This is a genomic window from Pseudobacillus badius, from assembly GCF_002189605.1.
GTDB classification, from domain to species: domain Bacteria; phylum Bacillota; class Bacilli; order Bacillales; family Domibacillaceae; genus Pseudobacillus; species Pseudobacillus badius.
Window position 1 is genome coordinate 32,392 of the sequence record NZ_MWMM01000001.1, and the last position, 19,441, is coordinate 51,832.

Consider the following 19,441-nt stretch of genomic DNA (forward strand, 5'->3'; position numbering starts at 1 on the left):
GCGATTCAATTCAGTATGTACTTCCTATTATAAGAGTTTAAAACCTATATTCCTACTTGGAATACTTAGTTTCTTATTTGAATAGATGGACAGGACCGATAGAGGGAGCCGGATTACTTTTTCGCAGGCTCTTCTAATTGTCTTAGGAGAATTAGGGAGGCGATTTATTTGTTTAATAGCTTTTGCTGTTAAAGTCATAAAGATTTTGACAATGACCCTAGCTGAAAGTCAGCCCGTGCAGCAGTCACTCACATAGGCCCTGTTTTTTGTTTACCGCTGATAGGAGGGGGTACTGTTAAAACTAGCGAAAAAACAGAATGTTCGTTTTTCATTGGCGGCTAGTTGTTCTTCAGTATGGAGAAGGCCGAACGCAGCACAATCAGTAAAAAAGAGGGGGTTTTTGCTATGACAGAGTTTGTCCATATTACCGTCAACGGCCAGCGCAGAAGGATGCCGGGAGACATATCGATCATGCAGGCACTCAAGGAATATGATGTTGATATACCGAGTGTATGCTACCATCCGTCGCTTGGCCCCATTGAAACGTGCGATACTTGCATTGTCCAAGTAAATGGAGAGCTTGTGCGTTCATGTTCTACTGTCGTTCAGGATGGCGATACGGTTACTACGGAATCACAAGATGCAAAGAAGGCACAGAACATAGCAATGAACCGCATTTTGCATAATCATGAACTGTACTGTACAGTATGCGATTATAATAACGGCCGCTGTGAAGTACATAACACAGTGAAACAAATGAAAATCGAACATCAGAGCGAGCCGTTTACGCCAAAGCCATATGAGGCAGATTATTCTAATCCTTTCTACCGATATGATCCAGATCAGTGCATTTTATGCGGCCGTTGCGTAGAGGCCTGTCAGGATGTCCAAGTAACCGAAACGCTTTCCATCGATTGGAGCTTGAAGAAGCCGCGTGTCATTTGGGATCATGGCGTCAGCATTAACGAATCATCGTGTGTGTCATGCGGGCACTGTTCAACCGTTTGTCCTTGCAATGCGATGATGGAAAAAGGAATGGTCGGCGAAGCTGGTTATTTAACCGGCCTTCCGGAAGATACGCTGCGGCCGATGATTGAAATTACGAAAAATGTGGAAACAAGCTATAGCTGGATTATGCCTATTTCTGATATGGAGGCAGCAATGAGGGAAGCGCGCGTGAAGAAAACGAAAACTGTCTGTACATATTGCGGCGTCGGCTGCAGCTTCGATGTCTGGACGAAAGGACGGAAAATTTTAAAGGTCGAGCCGCAAGCAGAAGCGCCGGCTAATGGCATCTCTACCTGTATAAAAGGCAAATTCGGCTGGGATTTTGTCAACAGTGAAGAGCGCTTGACGAAGCCGCTTATTAGGGAAGGAGAATCGTTCCGTGAAGCAGAATGGGAGGAAGCGCTCAGTCTGATTCAGCGAAAATTTTCTGATGCCAAAAATATATACGGGCCAGATTCCTTGGCATTTATCAGTTCCTCTAAGTGTACAAATGAAGAGTCTTATTTAATGCAAAAGCTTGCCCGGGCTGTGATCGGAACAAACAATATTGATAACTGCTCACGCTACTGCCAGACGCCGGCAACGATGGGGCTGTTCCGAACAGTCGGCTACGGCGGCGACTCCGGAAGCATCAAAGATATTGAGAAAGCTGGGCTTGTGTTAATTGTCGGATCAAATACGGCGGAATCACATCCGGTACTTGCTACGAGGGTCAAACGGTCTCACAAGCTCAAAGGGCAAAAACTGATCGTTTCCGACTTGCGCAAGCATGAAATGGCTGAACGGGCGGATTTATTCATTGAGCCCAAAGCAGGCACCGATCTTGTCTGGATTTCGGCAGTGGCCAAGTATATGGTTGATCAAGGCTGGGTGGACAAAGAGTTTGTGAACAAGCGGGTGAATGGCTTTGATCAGTATGTGGAAAGCCTGGCCGCCTATACGCTGGAGTATGCCGAAAGGGTAACAGGTGTGCCGAAAGAACAAGTGACCGCTATTGCTGAAGCTATTCACCAAGCCTCTTCTACTTGTATACTTTGGGCGATGGGCGTAACGCAGCATCTAGGCGGAAGCGATACAAGCACGGCCATCTCCAATTTATTGCTTATAACCGGCAATTATGGAAAGCCGGGCGCAGGAAGTTATCCTTTGCGCGGCCATAACAATGTGCAAGGGGCGAGTGATTTTGGCAGCATGCCGGAGAGATTTCCCGGATATGAGAAAGTGGAGGACGAAACAGTACGTGCCAAGTATGAGCAGGGCTGGGGTGCAAGGCTTTCTGCCAAGCCGGGGTTGAATAACCATCAAATGGTGGAAAGAATTCACTCAGGAGACTTAAAGGTGATGTATATTAAGGGTGAAGAGATGGCCATGGTTGATTCAAACTTAAACTATGTGCATGAGGCTTTTGAAAAGCTGGACTTTTTCGTCGTTCAAGATGTTTTCTTCTCAAAAACCGCCCAATTTGCAGATGTGGTGCTGCCGGCTGCTCCTTCTTTTGAAAAGGAAGGAACATTTACGAATACAGAGCGCCGCATTCAGCGGTTATACCAAATATTTGAACCGCTGGGTGAATCAAAGCCGGATTGGCAAATCATTATGGAAATTGCCAATCGGCTCGGCGCCGGCTGGGCGTATAGGCATCCGAGCGAGATCATGGCAGAAGCAGCTGGTTTAATGCCTCTCTATGCCGGAGTAACCTATGAGCGGCTTGAAGGTTATCATACGCTGCAATGGCCGGTAGCTCCTGATGGAACAGACTCACCGCTCCTTTTTGAAGATGGGTTTCCCTTTCCGGATGGGAAGGCCAAGCTTTTTCCTGTTCAGTGGACAGAGCCTATTCAATATGAAGAAGAATATGATATTCAAGTAAATAACGGCCGTCTTCTGGAGCACTTCCATGAAGGAAACCTAACTTACCAATCAAAGGGTATTTCGGAGAAAACACCGACTGTTTTCTTGGAGGTGTCACCGGAGCTCGCTGCAGCACGCGGTCTGGAGGATGGCACGGTCGTTCGGCTGACTTCTCCTTACGGAAATGTGAAAGTTTCCTGTCTGGTTACGGACCGTGTAAAAGGGAAGGAAGTCTATTTACCGATGAACGACTCAGGAAAAGGGGCTATCAACTATTTAACGAGCAGCCGGGCCGACAAGAACACAGATACCCCTGCTTATAAAGAAGTGAAGGCAAAAATGGAGATTTTACAGCACACAGGGAAAAGTCCGCTGCCGCGCATAAATCATCGCCGCGGCAACCCTAATCCGCAAATCGGCGTACGGGTGGAAGACAAATGGGCTCGTCCTGACTATGTATTCCCGGGTGATCTTGTCAAGAAAGGGGTGGCTAAGCGTGGCTAAGGCGATTACGCATATACGGCGCATGGAAATCAGTGAAGAAGAACAGCGCCGTCTCGACTTAGAAGAAGTGGAGGCGCTGTTAATTGAACATAAGGATGCCTTGCGTGCTTTTTTGACTGTCCTTGATAAGATGAACAAACAAGGCGGCTTCGATATAGCCGCTGGTTTATTCGATCAAGGTGAGCATGTGATGGATATACTTGTTAAAGCGATAGACAATCCGGGAGCAGCAAGAACGCTGAAGAATGGTTTGCTGTTAATCGGTATGCTCGGCCAGCTGAATGTGGAAAAGCTTGGTCCCGTGATTGCAAGGTTAAATGGGGGTTTAGATGAAGCAGCGGAATGGAGCGAGGGCGACCGTTCCGTCCTGCAACTGTTAGGACAAACGAATTGGAAAGAAGCGCTGCTCTTTTTAGTTTCATTTTTTAAAGGGCTGGGCCAAGAAAAAGAAGAACCGCGCCCAAGAAAAGGGACTAAGCGCTGGGTGACAGCTGCCGGCCTGTCAGTGGCTGGCTTCCTTCTTCTGAGAAAAAAAGTGCAGTAATTGTTCACCCTATATTCTATTTACTTTAAAACAGGCTTCGTTATACCGCTGCCCGAACTTTGTCCTTCGTTGATTGCAATGGAAGACGCGAAGACTCCTGCGGGATCAGCGGTACAGGAGAGACCCCGCAGGCGCTTTGGCGCCGAGGAGGCTCACCGCCCGCCCCGCGGAAAGCGAAGCGTCTGGAATGGAAATCAACAGCCCCTACCCACAAACAAACTAAAAAGGACGGCTGATGATTTCATTTTCAAACAGCTATGGCTATAGGGCTGCCCGAACTTTGTCCTTCGTTGATTGCAATGGAAGACGCGAAGACTCCTGCGGGATCAGCGGGACAGGAGAGACCCCGCAGGCGCTTTGGCGCCGAGGAGGCTCACCGCCCGCCCCGCGGAAAGTGAAGCGTCTGGAATGGAAATCAACAGCCCCTACCCATAATCTAAACCAGTGCTTCGCTTGCCGCGTGCACTGGTTTTCGTTTTATGCAAAGAACGTAAGCTTTTAACTAGAAAAAAGAGCTCGCAATGTTACGTGTACGAGAAAAACTATTGCCTGAGTGATAGATGGAAGGACCGGCATTACGCCGGTTTCTTCTCTTGTCAAATGGTTTTCACGCAACCGGGCTGGAGTGCGCTCAAGAGAGAGCAGGCCATTAGGAATCTGGATTTTTATTCCGCGGAGGAAGTATAATAAAGAGCGGGGAGGTGATGATATGGCGATTTCAAGCAGATTGCCAAAGTTTGCAGCGTCTCATGCAAAGCCCGAGGGTGGAGAGGCGATACTTTGCATGGGGTGATGAGAGAAAGCCATCGCCTGAGTGTGTTGCTAGTGTGTTTCCTATCCTTTGGCTTTGCACCTTATTTTACTTTTAAAAAATAAGGAGCTGGCAAAAGTGAAGTATGTAAAAGCAACCGCTGTTTTACCAGAAAATTTAATTGCAGAAATCCAAAAGTATGTGCAAGGGGAAACGATTTATATTCCCAAGCCAAAAAGTTCATATGAAAAGTGGGGAGCCCGTTCCGGCGGACGGCAGCTGATTGATGAGCGTAATGCGGCGATCCGCAAGGCGTTCCGGAATGGTGAAACGATTCCTCAGTTAGCAGACGACTATTGTCTGTCGGTGGAAACCGTCAAAAAAATTGTGTATGTCAAATCATGTATGTCATGACGGGGCTGTCCGATAAGTCTCTAAATAAAACAGGCGGAGAAAAAGAAGCTATTTTTCTCCGCCTGCTTTTGATAGATAAGGGTCTTTATTTAAAAAGGGCTGGCGGGTTCATGGCACGAAGCGACCGCGCCATGAAGACCAGCTCTTTTTATGGCAAACTTGTTTCCTAGTCATTCTTTGCCTTTTAAAAAACAGGCCGATCGTATAACGTAGAAAGAAGAATGAACAGGAGTGAGAGCTATGGAAGCATTTATAAGAAATGATCAATATAATTTAATTAAAAGACAAGTGAAAAATCTTGTGAACGGGCATGCAGCTGCCCAGCATGAAGGGGTATTAAAAGCATTAAAAGAAATGACGGAAGAAAATGTAATAGAGGCATTCACCAGCTTAACGGAAGAGCAACGGCAGCTGCTTAGCCCGGTGACAGAGGTGGAGAATAAAGAGCAGGGAGAAAAGTTTCTGAATGGACTAAAGCGTTATGTCATTCCTTTTAACAAGTTGTCGGAACAAACTCTGAAAAAACTCTTCCCGAAAGCTAAGAAGCTAAAGCTGCCGGATTTGGAATCAATGGATTTGCGGGAAATATCTTATCTGGCTTGGAACGACCAGGGGTCAAGCAAAATGTATTTAGTTGCTAATCATCATCAAAAACTGATCGGAGTGCAAGGAACATTTAAATATGCCGGCAAAAAAGGGATTTGCACGATTTGCCACGGTTATGAAGAGATCGGCCTATTTAGCGCCGAAGTCAAAGGAGCAGACAAAGGAACCTTCAAAAAAAGAGGGAATTATATTTGCCGGGATAGTGAAAAATGCAACTTAACTTTAACATCGCTTGATAAACTGCACGACTTCATCAGCCGGCTGAATCAATAATAAACGAAAAAAGCATGCCTGATCCCCGCGGCATGCTTTTTTATTTGAAAAACAAGCGCAAGAGGCTGCAGCTTTTATTGACCGAAGCAAATGTAATAGCAGTTCTTATTGATTAGGATGTTTTTTATATTTATACTAAATGTTGTAAAAGGTAATGAACAGTGGAAGAACTGTTGAAAAGAGGGAATTTTGATGACAACCATTGGTATTGATTTAGGCACGTCTAATAGTATTGTTGCTTACTGGTCGGAAGATCGTCCAGTTATTATACCGAACATTCTCGGTGAACATCTTACTCCGTCGATTGTCAGTGTCGACGATAACGGCGAAATTTTAACTGGTCAAATTGCTAAAGAACGTTTAATCTCCCATCCGCATATGACAGTTTCGGCGTTTAAAAGATACATGGGAAGCGAAAAAACTTATTCAGTAGGCTCCTATACATTTACTCCGGAAGAACTCTCTTCCTTTATTTTAAAAGCTTTGAAAAGTGATGCAGAAGCCTGCCTTGGAGAGGAGGTAACAGAGGCAGTGATCAGTGTGCCGGCGTATTTCAACGACAGGCAGCGCAAGGCCACTAAGAAGGCGGCTGAGCTTGCAGGGTTAAAGGTTGAACGGCTGATCAGTGAACCAACTGCGGCGGCTATCGCTTACGGTCTTCATTTAGAAGAGTCCGATACGAAGTTTCTTGTGTTTGACTTAGGCGGGGGCACCTTCGATGTATCTATTTTAGAGCTGTTCGAAGGAATTATGGAAGTAAAGTCGATTGCTGGCGATAACTTTCTAGGAGGCGAGGATTTTACGAATCTGCTGTTCTCTCACTTTATGGAGTCCGCGAAGATTGATCCGCAGGAACTTGATGCAAATGCTCATTCTGCTTTGTGGAAGCAAGCGGAGCTATGCAAGCGGGAGCTTGGGGGAAATCATACAGGAAGTATGCAATTTACATACGGGGAAGAGAATTTTGAAGTGAAGGTGAGCAGAAGTGAATTTGAAAAGCTCGCCAGATCGTTAATTTTACGGCTGCGCCAGCCGGTAGAACGCGCATTAAGCGATGCGTCTCTTCGCATAGAGGAAATTGACGCTGTTATTTTGATTGGCGGGGCAACGAGAATGCCTATTATAAAAACGGTTGTCAGCAAAATGTTTGGCCGCTTGCCCTTTTCCACGATTCATCCAGACGAAGCGGTTGGAATTGGAGCCGCTGTGCAAGTAGCGCTGAAGGAAAGAAATGAAGCTCTGCAGGAACTGATTTTAACGGACGTTTGCCCGTATACGCTTGGAACGAGCATTGCCAAGCGGCTAGGAAACCATCAAATTGATGAGGGGCATTTTAAGCCGATCATTGAGCGCAACACTCCGATTCCGGTCAGCAAGGTAGAGCGCTTCTATACCATGCACGATCAACAAAGCGACATCCTGATTGATGTATATCAAGGGGAAAGCCGGCGCATAGAAAATAATTTGAAGCTGGGGGAAATGCTTGTTAAAGTTCCTGTATCCCCGGCAGGAGAGCAGGCGGTGGATGTTCGTTATACTTATGATTTGAACGGCTTGTTAGAGGTAGAGGTAACCATTCTCAGCACAGGGGAAAAACAGACGATGATGATCGAGCAAAATCCTGGTTCCCTGTCAGAAGCGGAAATGAATCAGAGAATGGAAGAATTGAAAGCTATTAAAATTCATCCTCGGGAAAGAACGGAAAATAGACTGCTGCTTGCCAAGGGAGAAAGATTGTATGAAGAAGCGTTAGGAGATAAGCGCGAGGAGGTAGCCTTCATACTGGAAAAATTCGAGCGAGTGCTGGCTTCACAAGATGAAATAGCCATTAAAAAAGCGGCTCAGGTATTCAAGGCAGAACTGGCTTCGCTTGAAAGGTGGACTGATTATTAATGACAGCGTGGGATATATTGGAGATTGAACCTACGGAAGAGCTGTCAGCTATAAAAAAAGCATATGCCCGGAAATTAAAAGTTCACCATCCAGAAGAGGACCCGGCTGGATATCAACGGCTAAGGGAAGCTTACGATTGGGCTGTTAAATACCAGAAAACAGCGGTCAAAAGAGCGTCTGTACCAATGGAAGCCGGCGTGAGGGCAGAGGAAGGGAATAGATGGGCGGCCAGCTATGACGAGGCAGAGGAATATGATATAGGGGGGAATGATCAAGCGGAAGCAGCCGTGGAGATGGATAACCATGCAGAGGCTGACGTCCATATCCCCATGCCTCCGCCTGTTGACTGGAGAGACTACCAGGACCCTTTTCGCAGAAACGAAAAATTAATCGATGAATTCATGAACAGAGTGGAAGAGCTTTATGAGAATTTCGCTGAACGCATTGATATTGAGGCATGGACGGCTCTTCTTGATTCAGATGTTATTTGGAATTTCGAGCTGAAAAGGGAAGCAAGCGAGCGGCTGCTGGCTTTTTTGGAAGATTATCCGTTCCTGCCAAAAAGCATCTGGCAGCTGCTCGACAGCAATTTTCAATGGAGCCAGGAAGCTTTCGACGAGGATCATCCTTTTTGGGACTATGCATCGGACCGCTTTTCCGAGTATTTTCAGCATCAAGTCAAACCCTATTATCCGGGCCTCTCTTATTCGTTCTTGCTGCGAGCGAAAAACATAGATTTCGATGCCTATCTTTACTGCAGGGAATGTGCTTTGCAACACCTGATTGTGAATGAGATGGAGCAGGCGGAAGAGTGGCTTCATAAAGCAGAAGCGATTTTTACAGGCGACCCGGAGCTTTTGCGACTGAAAGGAAGCGTGTATTTGCATACGGGACGGCTGGAGCGTGCAAGTGAAGCGCTCGGACAGGCGACGCAAATCAATCCGGATGATATAGAAGCACGGATGATGCTTGCTTATACTCTTTATGAATCAAAACAGCTGCCGGAAGCGATACAGCAATGCAAGATCATTCTTGATGCCAAGCCGGACCATATCGATACACTCAGCATTTATGGAAAAAGCTTGTTTGAACAAAATCAGCTGGCGGAGTCAAGAAACATATTTAAGCGGATCCAGGAGATGGAACCGAATGCCAGCGAGGCAGTCACCTATTTGGCAGCTATTCATGTGCGCATGATCAAAGAGCTGCCAGCGAATGAACGGCCGCCGCTTAGTGAATTGAATAAGGAACTGCAAAAACCTGGTGCAGGGAAACAGCTCCTTCTCTTTCTAGGCCGCCTTCCAAAAATAAAGATGATGTTTCTGTTTGCATTGATGGCTTATAGCTGGCACGTGTTTACCGAAATGGTTTATCTGAATCCTTTCGAGTTTGTCTTGGTGATTGTTTTCTCTTTCTTTGTCGAGGAGATTAGCGCCAGCTTCTTTGGATTTTGGAGTTGTATATGGTTGTTGTTTTTTGCTTGGATTTTCAGGAAATTTATTAGAGAGATACGGAAGGCTTGGCGGGCAGCCCGTTATTGAGAAGGGGGAGGATGATATGGCATTTGAAGAGTTCAAACAGCGAAGAAGAAAAGAGCGTTATTTGTATGCGCTGACCTCTGTGTGCTTTAGCGGAAAATCTGCTTATTATTTTGCTGTGAACCAGCAGTTTAAAATGAGTATGAGTAAAATGCGCGGAGTGTTAGAGCAATGGGAAATCCACGAGGAGGAGCAGTTGAAGCCCGTGCTGGACAATCTGCTGAAGTCAGGAAGCAGAGAAGAATTCACCCAGTTGCAAAATTATCTCTCTATCATTCCGGAAGAAAGCCGCCGGGAAGCGATTGAAGCCATGCCCGATGAAAAAGAGGAATCTCGAAAAAGAGCGGATTTTACTAACCGCTACCTTCGCCGGATGTCTCCGCGAAATATCGCCGCGCTTGATTATGCCTATTGTATTTTGTTAAGCAGATACGGCATGAAGTTAGGCTATATGGAACCGGATGAAGCAGAAGAATATATGATCAAGGCTGCCCGGCTCGCTCAAGCCTCCTATTCCAGTTGGATAGAGTATGCCACGGCTTACATTATTGGCGTGCAATTTGTAGATTGTGTCCTTCCGCAAAAGTCCCCGCCATATTTATCGATACAAAAGCCGACTATCAGGAAATTATTCGCCTCTCGTCATAGTCCGCTGCAGAAAATAGATTGGAATACAGAAATTTAAAACAAGAAGGCTGTCCGATATTTGGGCAGCCTTCTTGTTCGTTCTCTTTTTTAAGCTAGCGTGCTATTCTTTCCGAAAATATGAAGAAATGAATAAAAAATGCATTTCTTCATAAAAAAGTATGACTGTTTCTTTTCGCTCCCGCTTATTTTGTCTTTTCTTGCGTTGAGAATCAGCTGAAAAATAAGAAAAGTAAGAAAATAATAGCAGAATTGTGTCTGTTTTGTGAAAAAGTGGCATGGAATTTGCAAACAGTATACAAGCCGTTTTTATCTGTTCTTTTATTTACGTAGGAATGCATCTTCATGCGTAACAACTTTGAAGGGGAAAGGGAGGATGTCTATGGAGCATCTGGGGACTTATGTCATTTATGTAATCATGGCTTTTGTGATTATTGGAGCCATTGCCGCTGTCCGTAATGAAGAAGAAGGAATGGGGAAGGAATTTATTCAAGGGATTCATACAATTGGTCCTATTTTCATTCCGATTGCCGCCACGCTGGCGTCTATTCCGTATTTATCAAAATTTATCGAGTTTGCCTTCGGTCCGCTTTTTTCTGCCATCGGCGCAGATCCGGCGATGGCAGCAACCACACTTATATCCAGTGATATGGGCAGCTATCAGCTGGCCGATGTACTCGCCAGTGATCGTGAAAACTGGATTATTGCCACGGTAAACGGCATTATAATGGGGCCTCATATTATCTTTACGATTCCGGTGGCTCTCGCGATGCTGCAAAAGCGGGACCATAAATATTTAGCTCTTGGAATGATGTCAGGTGTACTGACAGTGCCTATCAGCGTATTTATTACAACAAGTATCTTAGCGCTGACAGAAACAAAAATTCGCGATACAATCAGCACAACAGCCGAACCGGCTTATCAATTATCCATGTCGATCGGCACGATTCTGATTAACTTAATTCCTTTAACGGCGGTAGGAATATTTATTGCTGTCGGCTTACGCATGTTTCCTAATTTAATGATTAAAGGGTTTATGGGAATCGGCTGGTTTATGAGCACGGCGATGAAACTTGTTTTAGCTTGTACAATTGTTGAATATTTTACAGGTGTATTCACTGCCGTATTCGGACATTGGGGATTTGACCCTATCATTGCAGATGAAAAGGATCAATTCAGAGGGCTTGAAATTGCCGGTTATATCGGAATTATGCTTGCCGGGGCTTTTCCGATGGTATATGCGATCCAAAAGTATTTGGCCAAGCCGCTGCAGTACTTTGGCAAGCTTCTTGGTTTAAGCAGCATCGGAAGTGCCGGTGTAATTGCCGCTACGGCTAACCCGCTTGCTCTTTTCAAAATTATTCAGGATATGCCGGCAAAGGATAAAGTATTAACCATTGCTTATGCTATTTCCGGCGGCTGGATGATTGGCGATCAGCTGGCCTTTCCGGCGAATTTCCAGCCGACGATCATTATCCCGGTCATGCTTGGCAAGTTCTTAGGGGCGATCCTGGCTATTCTCCTGTGCTACTGGATTTCTATTCCGAAAGCCTTGGAGCTTGAACGGATTGAGAATCTGGAAAAAAGAGGAACTAAAAATCAACAGGCGGCAGATGAGAATAAAAATCCGCTTGAAGCAACTAGTTAATAGCTGACTGACTGAATGGAGGTGCAAATGCACCTCCATTCTTTTTTTGGCCGCCGACGAGAAAAGTTTTCACCAAAAGTAAGAAGAAGCGTTCATAAACAAAGGAGCTTCTCTCATAAGCTTTAAAAATTGCGTCCCCTGTAATATTTGCCCGGCAAAATGTAACAGTCAGGTTGTCATCGAAAGCACAAGCTGAATATAATAATATAAATCCAGGCTGGCGGCAGCCCTTCTTCGATTGGCAGCTGGCTGTTTGCTAAATGTTCTGCTGTATTCGCTGGCGGGCCGGCATTTTCAATCAGCCTGGTTATTTAGACCATCCATTATGTTTTTGTTTGTGCTGCTCATTATGTCGCGGGAAGTAGACGGGAAAACGAACTCGCAGAAGGCGGGATATGGGGGCATTAACTTGTATAAAGCAGGAGTTTGGGTGAAAATCAAAAACAGAAATGCAATCGGCTTTGTATTAGAAGCAAGTTATCATGGCGCCATGGTGTTTGTCATTAGGAATGGAAAGCCGGCAGGAGAACATAGGTACAGTTATCATCAATTAACATTAATGAATGATGAGTTAACAACAGAGGAGCTTCTTGATTTAGCCAGGCTGACAGTCGATTTAAATCAGAAAGAGTGGTTTATGGAAGTGACGGAGCGCATGAAAGAGAAGTCCGGAGGTTAGTGTGGAATTATTTACCTTTTTACTGTTTACGAAAAGAGCAGAGTGAAGATGCAACAAAAAAGGGGCGACCCAAAAAAAGTCATGTTTCATGACCTTTTGGGCCAGCTCCTTTTTTGTATAGCCATGAAGGGGTATTCTTCCATACGGCTGAAATTAGATGTAATAATTAGAATTGAATGAATAGTTTGTTTTATATAAAATAGGAGTAAGGATTCAGGTCTAAAGATTTGTTTTTCGGCTGTTTGATTTTGAATAAAGGGCTCTTTCAGCAAGAGCAAAAGAAGGGGGAGAACTTGTTGGCAAAGCTGTTTAGAAACATGAATATCGGAAAAAAGTACGGCTTAGCTTTAGGAGGAGTCATTTTTCTTTTTTGTATTTCTGCAGTTATTGTTTATATCCAGCTGTCGGATGTTAAGAAAGCGGTTGCCGCTCTCCAGCAAAAGGGGAACAGGTCTATTGAAATCACTAAAATGGCTTCTTTATTTCAGGAGCAAGATATTCGCATCGCAGACTATATTAACCATTCGGATGACCGGTTTGTTCGAGAGTTCGAGGAAAGAAAAGCAGCCTTCCACACGTTGGAGAAAAGGCTGCAAGCTACTATGCAAACAGATAAGGAAGCAGAACTCTTTGAACAGATTAAAAAAAATAATCAGGAAATGACTACGCTTTTTTACGATAAAATGATTTCTGCTGTCCAACGCGGGGATCAATTGGACATATTGCTTGCCAGGCAAAGAGCTCAAGCCTTAAGAAGCGAGACGGTCGGGAAGCTTGAGGAGCTGGAGAGCACAATTCATAAGCAAAGAGAGGAGGCGTCTGCAGAGGCTGCAAACAGCTTAAATAAATCAATCCTAGTATTAGTGGCGTCTATTCTTTTATCTATTATTGCTGGTTTGACTGCTGTCTACATGATCAACCGTCTAGTGAGAAGCCGTTTGAACCGAGTGATAGAAATGGCTGCTAGTATTTCTGAAGGGGACTTAACTATTGAGAAAAGCACTTATGAAGGAAGGGATGAAATCGCCGGCTTGAGCTGTGCCATGAATAAAATGCTTGAAAGCTTACAGGAGATGATCAGGAAAATGACGGCTGTCTCTGAGCATGTATCCGGCCAAAGTGAAGAGCTGACGAAAACCTCCAGTGAAGTGGGAGAGGGAAGCCGGCAAGCGGCAGCTGCGATGCAGCAAATTTCGCATGGAGCGGGAGTTCAAGCAGACGAGACAAATGAGCTGTCAACATCGATGGTCAGCTATGCGGAAAAGATTCGGGAAGCCAATAGCAATGGAAAGTGCATTGAAGACGCTTCAAAAGCAGTTTTACAGTTAACTTCTGAAGGAAGCTGCTTAATGACTGCTTCTGTAAGCCAGATGAATAAGATTGATGTCATTATGCAGAACGCCGTCAGGAAAGTAAAGGGACTTGATGGACAAACGAAGGAGATTTCTGTATTAGTCGCTGTGATCCAAGGCATTGCTGAGCAAACAAATTTATTGGCTTTGAATGCCGCTATTGAAGCAGCCCGGGCTGGCGAGCAGGGAAAAGGGTTTGCAGTTGTGGCAGATGAGGTACGGAAACTGGCTGTCCAAGCGGCTGTTTCGGTAGGAGATATTACAGATATTGTTACCAGCATTCAAGAAGAGTCAGCTGAGGTCGCTGCTTCTTTAGAAACAGGGTATACGGAGGTAGGCAACGGCATAGAGAAAATTCAAGACACAGGAGAGACATTCGCTAAGATTGAAGCTTCTGTATCCGATATGGCGATAAGAATTCAAACGGTGTCGGAAAGCCTGGGGGATATAGCGGCCGACAGTGAGCAAATGAATGGAGTTATTGAAAGCATTGCTTCGATTGCAGAAGAATCAGCGGCGGGAATTGAACAAGCATCTGCTTCCATACTTCAAACAGGCAGCTCTATGGAGGGGGTAGCCGGAAAGGCGAGGGAACTGTCCGTGCTCGCTGAGGATCTGAACAGCTTAATCCGCAAGTTTGTTGTTTAGAAAAAGAACCTTCTGCTGTCGAGTGTACTTATCCTTTTTCGCTCCGCCCGATTAGAGAACAATGGTGAGTCTTCTAGCCATTTCGCGTCAGGCTGGTCGAATGATCACTTCCCGGGAAATATTCTCTCCCGTATAACAGAAAAAAGCAGAACTTTGCTGAATTCATTCAGCAAAATTCTGCTTTTGTAATCCAGCAGCAATTAAGAGGGTGATTGCAGAGCAAGGACTGTTTCCAATAAGACGTTAACGCCCTTTTCACAATCCTCCCACGTAGTGAGTTCGTCCTCCGAATGGCTTTTTCCGTTAATACTCGGAACGAAGATCATTGCAGAAGGTATATAGCTGGCGATAAATTGGGCATCATGGCCGGCGCCGCTGACCATGCGCTTAAAGGAATAGCCTAAGGATTGGGCAGACTGCTCCAGAGTCTGACAAATATGTTGATCAAACCAAACGGTGTCACGGCCCCACAGCTTTTCTGTTTTTACAGAGCAGTTCTGTTTTGCGGAGAGCGCAGGGAGACTGTGGATCACCTTTTCTACTTGCTTAATAACTGCAGGATCTTTATGTCTCGCCTCTAGTGAAAAGACAACTTTGTTCGGGATAACCGTGTGGATATTCGGAAAAACATTCATTCTGCCCATAGTAAAGACGAGCTCCTCGTCCAGTGAAGCGAGCTGCTGGCGGATGGCTGCAATCAGATCATTAGCAGCAAAAAGCGCATCTTTCCTCATATTCATAGGGGTAGTGCCGGCATGATCAGATTCCCCATTTACTTCAATTTCATAGCATACCATTCCAAGCACGCATTCAACGATACCAATTGTCAGAGCTTCCCGTTCAAGAATCGGTCCTTGTTCAATGTGTAATTCGAGAAAAGCCGCAGCCTCTGTTAAGCGATTTTTACTGTCGCCGGCATAGCCGATAGACTGAAGAGCTTCTTCGAAAGTAGTTCCATCTTTATCTGCTTTTTTCATCATAACCGTCTTATCAAATTTTCCTGACAAAACACCAGACGCCATCATCGAAGGTTCGAACCGCGCGCCTTCTTCATTCGTAAAGTTAACGATCGTCAGGGGAACTTGCGGTTGAATTTTATGTTCGACTAACGTTCTGGCTACCTCCAGACCAGCTGCCACGCCTAATATTCCATCAAACCGTCCGCCTTTTTTCACCGTATCCATATGTGAGCCGACAACGATAGGCGGCTTGTTTTCAACACCTGCCAAGGTTGCATACATATTGCCCATATCATCTACACGGACAGGCATGCCCAATTCGTCACAGCAGGAACGAAAGTAATTTCTGGCATGGAGGTCTTCTTCAGACAAGGCCAGCCGGGTCACCCCGTTGTTCTTTGTACGGCCGAAATTTGCGAAGCTTTCCAGTGTGTCTTTTAACCGTTCACCATTAATAGCTAGTTTCTGCTTATACAAATTGCTCACCCCGATTAAGATATTTTTGCGAAAAAAGTTATCAATCAATAAATATATATCTATTGATTTAAGATTCTATGGGATAGACAATAATCCTTCTTTTAAAATTATTTTATGAAGAGGAAGAGGGGAGAATAGATAGAGAGGAAATCCGCCTATGTTGGCCTGGAATAAAGTTTGATCATTTCCTGAGAGCCGCTTGAGGAACGAGACGCCTAGTAGAGCTATTGGATAAATATGAATCGGCCCTAGTAGGCGTCTCCCCAACATTTCGCGCAAAACATTAGGCTATGTTCAGAAATTTAGGTGCCGCAATAGTTACTGAGCATTAATTATAGAGGGAGTTATTGGACATTCCAAAAAAGAGTAAACCAATTTTGCTGTGCGAAGCTGGAGTTTGAATTCGTCGTTACTAAATCCCTTCCTGCAGCATTCTTTTTATTAAATATGAGTATAAATGAATCCCAGAAAATAAACTTGACAGATTTATACAGCATGTTACAATTTTACCGACAGGCAATCGGTCTATAAAGGAGGAGAAAATGAGAAAAGAAGCAGAAGTACGCAAAAATGAAATTCTTGATGTGGCAGATGAGCTTTTCGGGAAGAAGGGATTTGACGGTACGAGTACAAACGATATTCTCGAAAAGGTAGGAATTGCGAGAGGCACATTGTATCATCATTTCAAATCAAAAGAGGATATTATGGATGCGCTGATTGAGCGTTATAGTGACCGGCTTTTAGGTGCAGCGAGAGAGGTGGCTGCAGACAAAACGATCCCCTTAGTCGATCGTATTATCCGTGTTGTCATGTCAATGAATCTAAGCAGCGGAAGTAGCGGGGAAATGATGGAACACCTTCATAGACCTCAAAATGCGCTTATGCATCAGAAAATACAGAAAGTCATTATTAACGGCCTTACACCTATTTTGGCGGAAATCATCTGTGAGGGCATTGAACAAGGCGTATTCAGCACACCATACCCGTATGAATGCATGGAAATGGTTGTGACATATGCAAATACTATTTTTGATAATGATATGGTTGAGATGACAGAAGAGGATCGTGTTACCCGCATTCAGGCGTTTATTTTTAATGTAGAAAGACTACTGGATGTTGAAAAAGGGAGCCTTATGTCCGTTATACAAATGTTTATGAGCAATGAATAGCTCGAAAAAATTTCTTTGATAGTCGGAGTAATGAATGGGGGATATTTTTGCACAGGCAAAAGAGGATTCTTTCTCATTGTTATCGAGGGAATGCTGGAAGGTGTGATTTCAGCACTTCTTCATTATGTAAAATCGGCAAATTTGAAAACAGAGGTGAATTATGTATTTCAGAATAATAGGCAATGACATTTTAAAGAATAAAATGATTACGTTGGTAACTATGATATTTGTCGCTGCCGCAGCTATGCTTGTCTCGCTGGCGGCGATCCTAACCATTAATCTTTCAGGTGCACTAGATACTCTGATGACAAAATCTAAAACTCCCCATTTTCTACAGATGCATTCGGGGGAAATTGATCATGCCCGGCTTACATCTTTTGCAGAGCAGAATAGCAATGTCGATGAATTTCAGGTAATTGAATTCCTCAACATAGACGGCTCAGAAATTATACTTGGCGAAAATTCATTAGTGGATAGTGTTCAGGATAACGGTTTTAGCACACAGAGTGAACAATTCGATTACCTTCTTGATCTTGATGGAAATATCATCAATGTATCTGAAGGTGAGCTTTATGTTCCAATAAGCTATATGAGGGACAACATCACAAAGGTCGGTGACAAGGCGGTAATAAGCGGTCAGGAATTCGTCGTTGCGGGATTTCTTCGCGATTCGCAAATGAATTCTACACTCTCCGCTTCCAAGAGATTTCTTGTCAGTGAAAATGATTACGAAAAAATGAAAAATCTAGGCAGTATAGAACATTTGATTGAGTTCAGATTAAAAGACTTGTCTGCGCTTGGCGAATTTGAAACTGCTTATGCTGCCGCAGAGCTAGAAGCAAACGGTCCAACAGTTACATATACGCTTTTCAAAATGATGAATGCACTTTCAGATGGAATGATGATCGCCGTTATACTTTTTGTAAGCGCACTTGTCGTTGCCATCACATTTATCTGCATTCGCTTTACGCTCCTTTCGAAAATGGAAGATGACTACCATGAAATTGGTGTGATGAAAGCAATAGGGCTACGCATTTCCGATATCAAAAGGATTTATCTCGTAAAGTATGTAGCGATTGCTACGGTGGGGAGCGTACTCGGTTTTGGGCTTTCGATTCTGTTCAAAGGCATACTGCTTGAGAATATCCGCCTTTATATGGGGGAAGCCGAAAATTCTTCCTTTGCAATTCTTTTCGGAATTATAGGCATACTGCTGGTATTATTCTCTATTCTTCTCTATGTTAATGGCGTGTTAAAGCATTTTCGGAAAATATCCGTTGTGGAAGCCATTCGCTTTGGTACTTCACAAGAAAAGAGTTCAGGCGCAAAGCGTTTTTGTTTGAATAGGAATTGGTTATTTAACACGAATATTTTTCTTGGTATCAAAGACGTTCTCACAAGAAAGAAGCTTTACGCCACAATGCTTGCTGTATTGGTCGTTTCATCATTTATCATCATTGTTCCACAGAATTTGTATAACACGATATCCTCAAAAAGCTTCACAAAATATATGGGTATCGGTGATTACGATATGCGTATTGACATACAGCAGACTCCAAATATCTCTGAAAAAACTGACGAAATTTTAAAGGAAATAAGTAATGACCGTGCGATTTCCAATTATGCTGCTCTGACAACCAAAATATTCAAGGCAAAAATGGAAGACGGAACGGAGGAAAATCTAAAAGTTGAACTGGGCGACCATTCTGCGTTTCCTATAGCATATTCTGAGGGAAAAGCCCCCGTTCAAGAAAACGAAATTGCCCTCTCATCTATAAACGCCGATGAATTGAATAAAAAGATAGGCGAGCGCATTACATTGGTGATTGAAGGAGAGGAGAAAGATTTTTCGGTAAGCGGGATCTATTCTGATATTACCAATGGCGGTAAAACTGCAAAGGCTGTATTCACCGATAAGTCGGCAGATATTATGTGGAGCATTATCATTGCTGAACTTTCGGATACATCTATGGTCGATAATAAAACTTCTGAATACTCAAGTAAATTTGGTTATGCGAAAATTTCTAATGTTGATGAATTTGTGACACAGACATTTGGCTCAACCATACGTTCTGTCGAAACGGCATCCTACGCAGCTGTTGCCGTGTCGCTCATTATAACAGTATTAATTACACTTTTATTTATGAAACTGCTTATTGCAAAGGACAGAACCTCCATTGCAGCAATGAAAGCCCTAGGTTTTACGAAATCAGATATCAGGATACAGTATATGTCACGATCAGTATTCGTTTTAATTATCGGAATTGTTCTAGGCACGCTTCTGGCAAATACTCTCGGAGAATTACTTGCGGGGGCGATCATCTCCTCGTTTGGAGCGGATTCGTTTAAGTTTACGGTTAATCCACTTTCGGCATATTTACTTTGTCCGCTGATGATGGTATGTGCGGTACTAATCGCAACAATAGGTGGCACATCGGGAGCAGGAAAAATCAAAATTTCAGAAAATATAAAGGGGTAAGCA

The 19,441-nt window shown here is 44.1% G+C and carries 13 protein-coding genes; 12 read left to right on the forward strand and 1 reads right to left on the reverse strand.

The features are described 5' to 3' along the window. Positions 1–405: 405 nt before the first annotated feature. The 10 genes from fdhF (at position 406) to B1A98_RS00225 (ending at position 14,354) form a co-directional block, all read left to right on the forward strand. On the forward strand, positions 406–3,363 hold the full coding sequence (gene fdhF, locus B1A98_RS00170) for a formate dehydrogenase subunit alpha (RefSeq protein ID WP_063384267.1): 2,958 nt from the start codon (positions 406–408) through the stop codon (positions 3,361–3,363). After that, a complete protein-coding gene (locus B1A98_RS00175) occupies positions 3,356–3,907 on the forward strand; it encodes a DUF1641 domain-containing protein (RefSeq protein ID WP_063384266.1) in 552 nt (183 codons plus the stop codon). The genes fdhF and B1A98_RS00175 overlap by 8 nt, the downstream gene beginning before the upstream one ends. 889 nt (positions 3,908–4,796) lie before the next feature. After that, complete coding sequence (locus tag B1A98_RS00185) at positions 4,797–5,072, forward strand: CD3324 family protein (protein ID WP_041099380.1); 276 nt, start codon at positions 4,797–4,799, stop codon at positions 5,070–5,072. Between the two features lie 240 nt (positions 5,073–5,312). Continuing rightward, positions 5,313–5,951: a FusB/FusC family EF-G-binding protein gene (locus B1A98_RS00195; protein WP_063384263.1), complete on the forward strand. Its 639-nt coding sequence runs from the start codon at positions 5,313–5,315 to the stop codon at positions 5,949–5,951. A gap of 192 nt (positions 5,952–6,143) precedes the next feature. After that, positions 6,144–7,844 carry a molecular chaperone HscC gene (locus B1A98_RS00200; RefSeq protein ID WP_063384262.1) on the forward strand — a complete coding sequence of 567 codons (1,701 nt, stop codon included), beginning with the start codon at positions 6,144–6,146 and terminating at the stop codon, positions 7,842–7,844. Further along, positions 7,844–9,385 carry a J domain-containing protein gene (locus B1A98_RS00205; protein WP_063384261.1) on the forward strand — a complete coding sequence of 514 codons (1,542 nt, stop codon included), beginning with the start codon at positions 7,844–7,846 and terminating at the stop codon, positions 9,383–9,385. The genes B1A98_RS00200 and B1A98_RS00205 overlap by 1 nt, the downstream gene beginning before the upstream one ends. Before the next feature lie 16 nt (positions 9,386–9,401). Continuing rightward, positions 9,402–10,067, forward strand: a complete 666-nt coding sequence (locus B1A98_RS00210) for a DUF1266 domain-containing protein (RefSeq protein WP_063384260.1) — start codon at positions 9,402–9,404, stop codon at positions 10,065–10,067. Positions 10,068–10,409: 342 nt separating this feature from the next. Continuing rightward, entirely contained in the window at positions 10,410–11,675 is a 1,266-nt protein-coding gene (locus B1A98_RS00215) for an ethanolamine utilization protein EutH (RefSeq protein WP_063384259.1), read from the forward strand. 253 nt (positions 11,676–11,928) lie between these two features. Further along, entirely contained in the window at positions 11,929–12,354 is a 426-nt protein-coding gene (locus B1A98_RS00220; protein WP_125474337.1) for a hypothetical protein, read from the forward strand. 296 nt (positions 12,355–12,650) lie between these two features. Continuing rightward, complete coding sequence (locus B1A98_RS00225; protein WP_063384310.1) at positions 12,651–14,354, forward strand: methyl-accepting chemotaxis protein; 1,704 nt, start codon at positions 12,651–12,653, stop codon at positions 14,352–14,354. Between the two features lie 200 nt (positions 14,355–14,554). Here the strand turns inward: B1A98_RS00225 and B1A98_RS00230 are convergent, their stop codons facing one another. After that, positions 14,555–15,790, reverse strand: coding sequence for a Zn-dependent hydrolase (locus B1A98_RS00230; RefSeq protein WP_063384309.1), 1,236 nt, complete (start codon positions 15,788–15,790; stop codon positions 14,555–14,557). Positions 15,791–16,332: 542 nt separating this feature from the next. Between B1A98_RS00230 and B1A98_RS00235 the strand changes: the two genes are divergently transcribed. Next, positions 16,333–16,959 carry a TetR/AcrR family transcriptional regulator gene (locus tag B1A98_RS00235; protein WP_063384257.1) on the forward strand — a complete coding sequence of 209 codons (627 nt, stop codon included), beginning with the start codon at positions 16,333–16,335 and terminating at the stop codon, positions 16,957–16,959. A 160-nt stretch (positions 16,960–17,119) separates the two neighbouring features. Beyond that, positions 17,120–19,438, forward strand: a complete 2,319-nt coding sequence (locus B1A98_RS00240; RefSeq protein WP_063384256.1) for an ABC transporter permease — start codon at positions 17,120–17,122, stop codon at positions 19,436–19,438. Positions 19,439–19,441 lie beyond the last annotated feature (3 nt).